At 71.8% G+C, this 6,089-nt stretch carries 6 protein-coding genes; all 6 read right to left on the bottom strand.

The genetic code is table 11. The annotated features are described in order from the left end of the window. On the bottom strand, positions 1-490 hold a 490-nt coding region (locus ND748_RS22605; protein ID WP_251747971.1), incomplete at its 3' end, for a 4-hydroxy-tetrahydrodipicolinate reductase. Positions 491-608: 118 nt separating this feature from the next. Then, on the bottom strand, positions 609-2,012 hold the full coding sequence (locus ND748_RS22600) for a pitrilysin family protein (protein WP_251747970.1): 1,404 nt from the start codon (positions 2,010-2,012) through the stop codon (positions 609-611). Positions 2,013-2,021: 9 nt separating this feature from the next. Next, on the bottom strand, positions 2,022-4,211 hold the full coding sequence (locus ND748_RS22595; RefSeq protein WP_251747969.1) for a polyribonucleotide nucleotidyltransferase: 2,190 nt from the start codon (positions 4,209-4,211) through the stop codon (positions 2,022-2,024). A 279-nt stretch (positions 4,212-4,490) separates the two neighbouring features. Next, positions 4,491-4,760 (bottom strand): 30S ribosomal protein S15, encoded by a 270-nt coding sequence (gene rpsO / locus ND748_RS22590; protein WP_009742365.1) that lies wholly within the window; start codon positions 4,758-4,760, stop codon positions 4,491-4,493. Positions 4,761-4,947: 187 nt separating this feature from the next. Further along, complete coding sequence (locus ND748_RS22585) at positions 4,948-5,877, bottom strand: bifunctional riboflavin kinase/FAD synthetase (protein ID WP_251747968.1); 930 nt, start codon at positions 5,875-5,877, stop codon at positions 4,948-4,950. A 65-nt stretch (positions 5,878-5,942) separates the two neighbouring features. Beyond that, a complete protein-coding gene (locus ND748_RS34205; RefSeq protein ID WP_308205700.1) occupies positions 5,943-6,080 on the bottom strand; it encodes a hypothetical protein in 138 nt (45 codons plus the stop codon). Positions 6,081-6,089 lie beyond the last annotated feature (9 nt).

Here is a 6,089-nt window from a genome sequence, read left to right as displayed (position 1 = left end):
GCGCCAGTCCGGCGGCCGCGCGGGCCTGCGCCACGAGCTCGGCCGTGCGCCGGGCGGTGCCGCTCGGCGCGTCGACCTTGTTGGGATGGTGCAACTCGACGATCTCGACGGAGTCGAAGAAGCGGGCCGCGCGGGCGGCGAACATCATCATGAGTACGGCAGCCACCCCGAAGTTCGGGGCGACCAGCACGCCGACCTTCGGCGCGTCGCCGAGCCAGCCACGCACCGTGGCCAGCCGCTGGTCGTCGAAGCCGGTGGTGCCGACGACGACGTGCCGGCCCGCCTCGACGCACCAGCGGACGTTGTCGAGCACCGCGTCCGGGGTGGTGAAGTCGACGACCACGGCGGCATCGGCGAGCGCGTCCCGGTCGTCGCCGACATCGAGCGCGGCGACGAGCGCGAGGTCTCCGGCGGCCTCGACGGCGGCACACACCGTCGACCCCATGCGGCCGCGTGCACCGAGAACCCCCACCGTGAGCTGCTCGCTCATGCCTCTCCCCTCCGTGGCGGACGCCGAACGCCGCGCTGCGCCGCCGCGACCGAACCGCCGGTCCGTGTGCACCCGGGCCTGGGCCCGGGTCGGGGCGACGGCTCAGCGGGGCGACGGCTCAGCGGGCGACGGCCGCGCCGAAGTCGTGATCGTCGAAGGGCCCGATGACGCCGAGGGCCCAGGGCTGCTCGACGAGCGTCGCCGCGATCTGCGTGACGTCGTCGAGGGTGACCGCGTCCACCCGGGCGATGAGCTCGTCGACGGACAGCAACTCGCCGTGGACGAGCTCGCTCTTGCCCAGACGGCTCATCCGCGAACCGGTGTCCTCCAGGCCGAGGACGAGGGAGCCGTGGCTCTGCCCGCGGGCGCGGTCGAGCTCCTCGGCGCTGATCCCGCGCTCGGCGATGGACCGCACCTGGTCCCGGGCGATCGCCAGGACCTCGTCGGCGCGTTTGGGGGCGCAGCCGGCGTAGACGCCGAACAGGCCGGCGTCGGCGAAGTGCGACGCGAACGAGTACACCGAGTACGCCAGGCCCCGCTTCTCCCGGACCTCCTGGAACAGCCGGGAACTCATCCCACCGCCGAGCGCCGTCGAGAGCACCCCGAGGGCGAAGCGACGCGGATCGTGCCGGGACAGCCCCACCGTGCCCAGCACGAGGTTCGCCTGCTCGGTGGGCCGCTCCGACACGACGATGCCGGGCGCCGGCGGGTAGTCGTAGCGCCCGACGCGCACCGCCGACGGATCCCCGGCCGACGTCAGATGGTCGCCGAAGGCGTCCGCGACGAGCGCGAGCACACGATCGTGCTCCAGGTTGCCGGCGACCGAGACGACCATCGCGGGCGGGACGTACCGAGATCGGTAGTAGTCGGCGATCGTCTCGCGGCCGAGCCCCTCGATCGACTCGATCGTGCCGAGCACCGGCCGGCCGAGCGCCGACGCGCCGAGCATCGCCTCGGCGAAGACGTCGTGGACGACGTCGCCAGGGTCGTCCTCGTGCATGGCGATCTCCTCGAGGATCACGCCACGCTCGGCCTCGACGTCGTCGGCGGTCACCAGCGAGTTGGTGACCATGTCGGCGACGACGCCGACCGCCATCGCGAGGTCGGAGTCCAGCACCCGCGCGTAGTAGCAGGTGTACTCCTTGCTCGTGAACGCGTTGAGGTCACCGCCGACCGCCTCGACCGACGCGCTGATCGTCAGGGCATCCCTGGTCGGGGTGCCCTTGAACAGCAGGTGCTCGAGGTAGTGGGAGCAGCCGGCGGTCACCGGGGTCTCGTCGCGCGAGCCGACGCCCACCCAGACGCCGATCGCGGCCGAACGGACCCCGGGGACCCGCTCGGTGATCACGCGCAACCCGCCGGGCAGCACGGTGCGCCGCACCGCGCCGCCCAGCAGGGTCTCGCTGCCGGAGCCCCCGGCGAGCAGGCGGGCTACCCGCTCGCCGGCGTCCGCGGCGCCCCGAACCGAGGTGCCGGCGCCGTCGGCGGAGCGGGTCAGGTCAGGGGTGGGGGTGTCGGACACGGCGGGCCGTCAGGAAGCCGCCGCCGCGTCCGCGGCCTCGGCACTCGGAGAAAGGCTGATCTTGCCGCGGGCGTCGATCTCGGTGATCTCCACCTGGAGCTTCTGTCCCACGGTCAGCACGTCCTCGACCTTCTCCACCCGCTTGCCGCCCGAGAGCGTCTTGAGCTTGGACACGTGCAGCAGGCCGTCCCGGCCCGGGGTGAGCGAGACGAACGCACCAAAGTTGGTGATCTTGACGATGGTACCGAGATACCGCTCGCCGACCTCGGGCATCTGCGGGTTGGCGATCGCGTTGATGGCCGACCGGGCGGACTCCGCCGAGGGACCGTCCACCGCGCCGATGTAGATCGTGCCGTCGTCCTCGACCGTGATCTCGGCGCCGCTGTCCGCCTGGATCTGGTTGATCATCTTGCCCTTGGGCCCGATGACCTCGCCGATCTTGTCGACCGGGATCTTCACCGAGATGACCCGCGGGGCGTGCGCGGACATCTCGTCCGGGCTGCCGATCGCCTCGGCCATGACGTCGAGGATCGCCAGCCGCGCGCCCCGGGCCTGCTGCAGGGCCGAGGCCAGCACCGAGGCGGGGATGCCGTCGAGCTTGGTGTCGAGCTGCAGGGCGGTGACGAAATCGCGGGTGCCGGCGACCTTGAAGTCCATGTCGCCGTACGCGTCCTCGGCGCCGAGGATGTCGGTCAGCGTGACGTAGGTGTCGTCGGCGTGCACGAGACCCATCGCGATGCCGGCGACCGGCGCCTTGAGCGGCACGCCGGCGTTGAGCAGGGACAGCGTGCTCGCGCAGACCGACCCCATCGACGTCGAGCCGTTGGAGCTCAGCGCCTCGGAGACCTGCCGGATCGCGTAGGGGAACTCCTCGCGGCTGGGCAGCACCGGCAGCAGCGCCCGCTCGGCGAGCGCGCCGTGGCCGATCTCGCGCCGCTTCGGCGACCCGACGCGACCGGTCTCGCCGGTGGAGTACGGCGGGAAGTTGTAGTTGTGCATGTAACGCTTGGTCCGGTCGGGGTTGAGCGTGTCGACCGTCTGCTCCATGCGCAGCATCGCCAGGGTGGTGACGCCGAGGATCTGCGTCTCACCCCGCTCGAACAGCGCCGAGCCGTGCACCCGCGGGATGTAGTCGACCTCGGCCGACAGCTCCCGGATCTCGGTCGTCGACCGGCCGTCGATCCGCACGCCCTCGGTGACGATGCGGGAGCGGACGAGCTTCTTGGTCAGCGCGCGGTAGGCGGCACCGATCTCCTTCTCCCGCCCCTCGAACTGGGCGGCGACCTTCTCCGCGGCCAACTGGCGGACCCGGTCGAGCTCGTTCTCCCGGTCGGCCTTGCCGGCGATGCGCAGCGCGGCGGACAGCTCGTCGCCGACGGCGGCGGACAGCGCCTCGAGCACGTCGTCGTGGTGGTCGATGAAGACCGGGAACTCCCGCGTCGCCTTCCCGCCGGCCAGCGAGGCCAGCTCGCTCTGGGCCCGACACAGCTCGCGGATGGCGGGCTTGGCGGCCTCCAGGCCCGCGGCGACGACCTCCTCGGTCGGCGCGGGGGCGCCGCCGGCGATCAGCTCCACCGTGCCCGGGGTGGCCTCGGCCTCAACCATCATGATCGCCACGTCCGAGCCGTCCTCGACGACGCGACCGGCCACGACCATGTCGAAGGTGGCCCGCGCCAGCTCCGAATGCGTCGGGAAGGCGATCCACTCGCCGTCGACGTACCCGACCCGGGTCGCGCCGATCGGGCCGGTGAAGGGCAGCCCGGACAGGGTCGTCGACGCGCTGGCCGCGTTGATCGCGACCACGTCGTAGAGCGTGTCCGGGTCGAGGGCCAGCACCGTGGCCACGACCTGGATCTCGTTACGCAGCCCCTTGGCGAACGAGGGGCGCAACGGCCGGTCGATGAGACGGCAGGTGAGGATCGCGTCCTCACTCGGCCGGCCCTCGCGCCGGAAGAACGAACCGGGGATCCGCCCGGCGGCGTACATCCGCTCCTCGACGTCCACCGTCAACGGGAAGAAGTCGAGCTGTTCCTTGGGCTGCTTGCTGACCGTCGTCGCCGAGAGCACCATCGTGTCGCCCAGGTAGGCGACGGCGGAACCGGCGGCCTGGCTGGCCAATCGACCGGTCTCGAACCGCACCGTGCGATTTCCGGCCGGGGTCGCAATGACCGCCTCGGCCGCATGTGTCGAGTCGTCCACTCGAACCACTCCATCCTCTTCTTCGGCCGGGTCCACGCAGCCGATCTTCTTCTCCGGCCGCGTCCGCGTCTCGAGGAGGCCGGTGCTCAGTCGAAGCCCCCGGGCAGGGCGTTGCCCGCTCCCGGCGACCACGACCGAGGACCGGCGGCTCTCGCCACCACGAACCCGGTCAGGTCCTCTGATCCGCCGGCGGAGACCTCCGCCGGCGAGCGACGCATCTGGTATGTACCCCTGATGCGTCAGAGGGAGCGTCCCCCGAAGGGCCGCTCCCTCTTCGCGCTACCGCCGTAGGCCAAGTCGCTCGATCAGGGCCCGGTATCGGTTGATATCCGTCTTTGACAGGTAGTTCAGCAGCCGGCGGCGTCGCCCGACGAGCAGGAGCAGGCCCCGGCGGCTGTGGTGGTCGTGCTTGTGCACCTTGAGATGCTCGGTCAGGTCACTGATCCGACGGGTCAGCATCGCGACCTGCACCTCGGGCGAGCCGGTATCCCGCTCAACGGTGGCGTAATCGGACATGATCTTTTGCTTGACGTCGCTCGCGAGCGGCACGCTCCACCCTCTCCTTCTGCTTCGGGACGGCGCGCGATCGGGGTCTTCCTCACCCGAATCGACCGCCGGACCACGGCCTCATCGCCGTGTGGTCCGGACACGCCGCACCCGCCTGGACCCGAAGCCTATCAACCCGAGGGGAAGCGCTCGGAACCCGGTCGCCGCCGTACCCGCGGGTCGCCCGCGCTCAGACGGACAGGGTGACCGTCCGGGTCGCCTCGACGTCGGCGGCCATCTGCTTGACGAGCTCGTCCACCGACTCGAATCGCAGCGTCGGACGCAGCCGGCTGGTGAACTCGTAGGCAAGGTACTCGCCGTAGAGATCCCCGTCGAAGTCCAGCAGGAACGCCTCGACCCGCCGCTCCCGGCCGGCGAACGTCGGGTTCGTACCGATCGAGATCGCGGCGGGCTGACGGCGGCCGTCCCAGCAGGCGAACCCCGCATACACCCCGTCGGCCGGCACTGCCGCCCACGGCGTCACCTCGACGTTGGCCGTCGGGTAGCCGATCGTCCGACCGCGGGCGTCACCGTGGACGACCACGCCCTCGACCCGATGTGGCCGAGCCAGGGCCACGGCGGCCGACTCCACGTCGCCCTCGGCGACGCGGCGACGGATCTCGGTCGAGGACAGCACCCGGTCCCCCGAGCGAACCAGGCGGACCCCGTCGACCTCGAACCCCTCCCGAGCCCCGTGCGCCACCAACGCGGCCAACGTGCCGGCGGCCCGGTGGCCGTAGGTGAAGTTCTCCCCGACCACGACCACACTCGCGCCGAGCCGCTCGACCAGCATCCCGTGCACGAACTCGGCCGGGGGGAGCCGACTGAAGTCCAGCGTGAACGGCTGCACGCACAGCGCGTCGACGCCGATCCCCGCGAGCAGCTCGGCCTTGTGCCGCAGCGTCGTCAGCAGGGCCGGATGACTGCCCGGGCGGAGCACCTCGCCCGGGTGCGGATCGAAGGTGAGAACGACGGCCCGCTCGCCGCGGTCCCGGGCGCGGCGCACCGCCTGCCCGATGATCTGCCGATGCCCGAGGTGCACGCCGTCGAAGAAACCGATCGTGACGACCCCGCCGCGCCACTCGGCCGGCGTGTTCTCCGCCCCTCGCCACGTTTGCACGTGGGAAGCCTAGGACATTCTCGCGCGGTACGGTCGAGCGCCGCCCGCCCCGGCCGCGCGCGAGGTCAGGCCGGGGCGAACACGACCAGCGAGCGGACCGCCTCGGCGCCTTCCTCGACCAGCGCCAGCACGGACCCGTCCGGGCCGAACACGCCGTAGGTGCCCGGCCGCCCTACCGGCGCCAACCGGCGGCCGTGGCGCACGTCGACCGC

It is taken from the genome of Frankia sp. AiPs1 (assembly GCF_023716945.1).
Classification (GTDB): domain Bacteria; phylum Actinomycetota; class Actinomycetes; order Frankiales; family Frankiaceae; genus Frankia.
The sequence above is the reverse complement of the archived record's forward strand: the minus strand, read 5'-3'. Positions and strand labels throughout refer to the sequence as shown.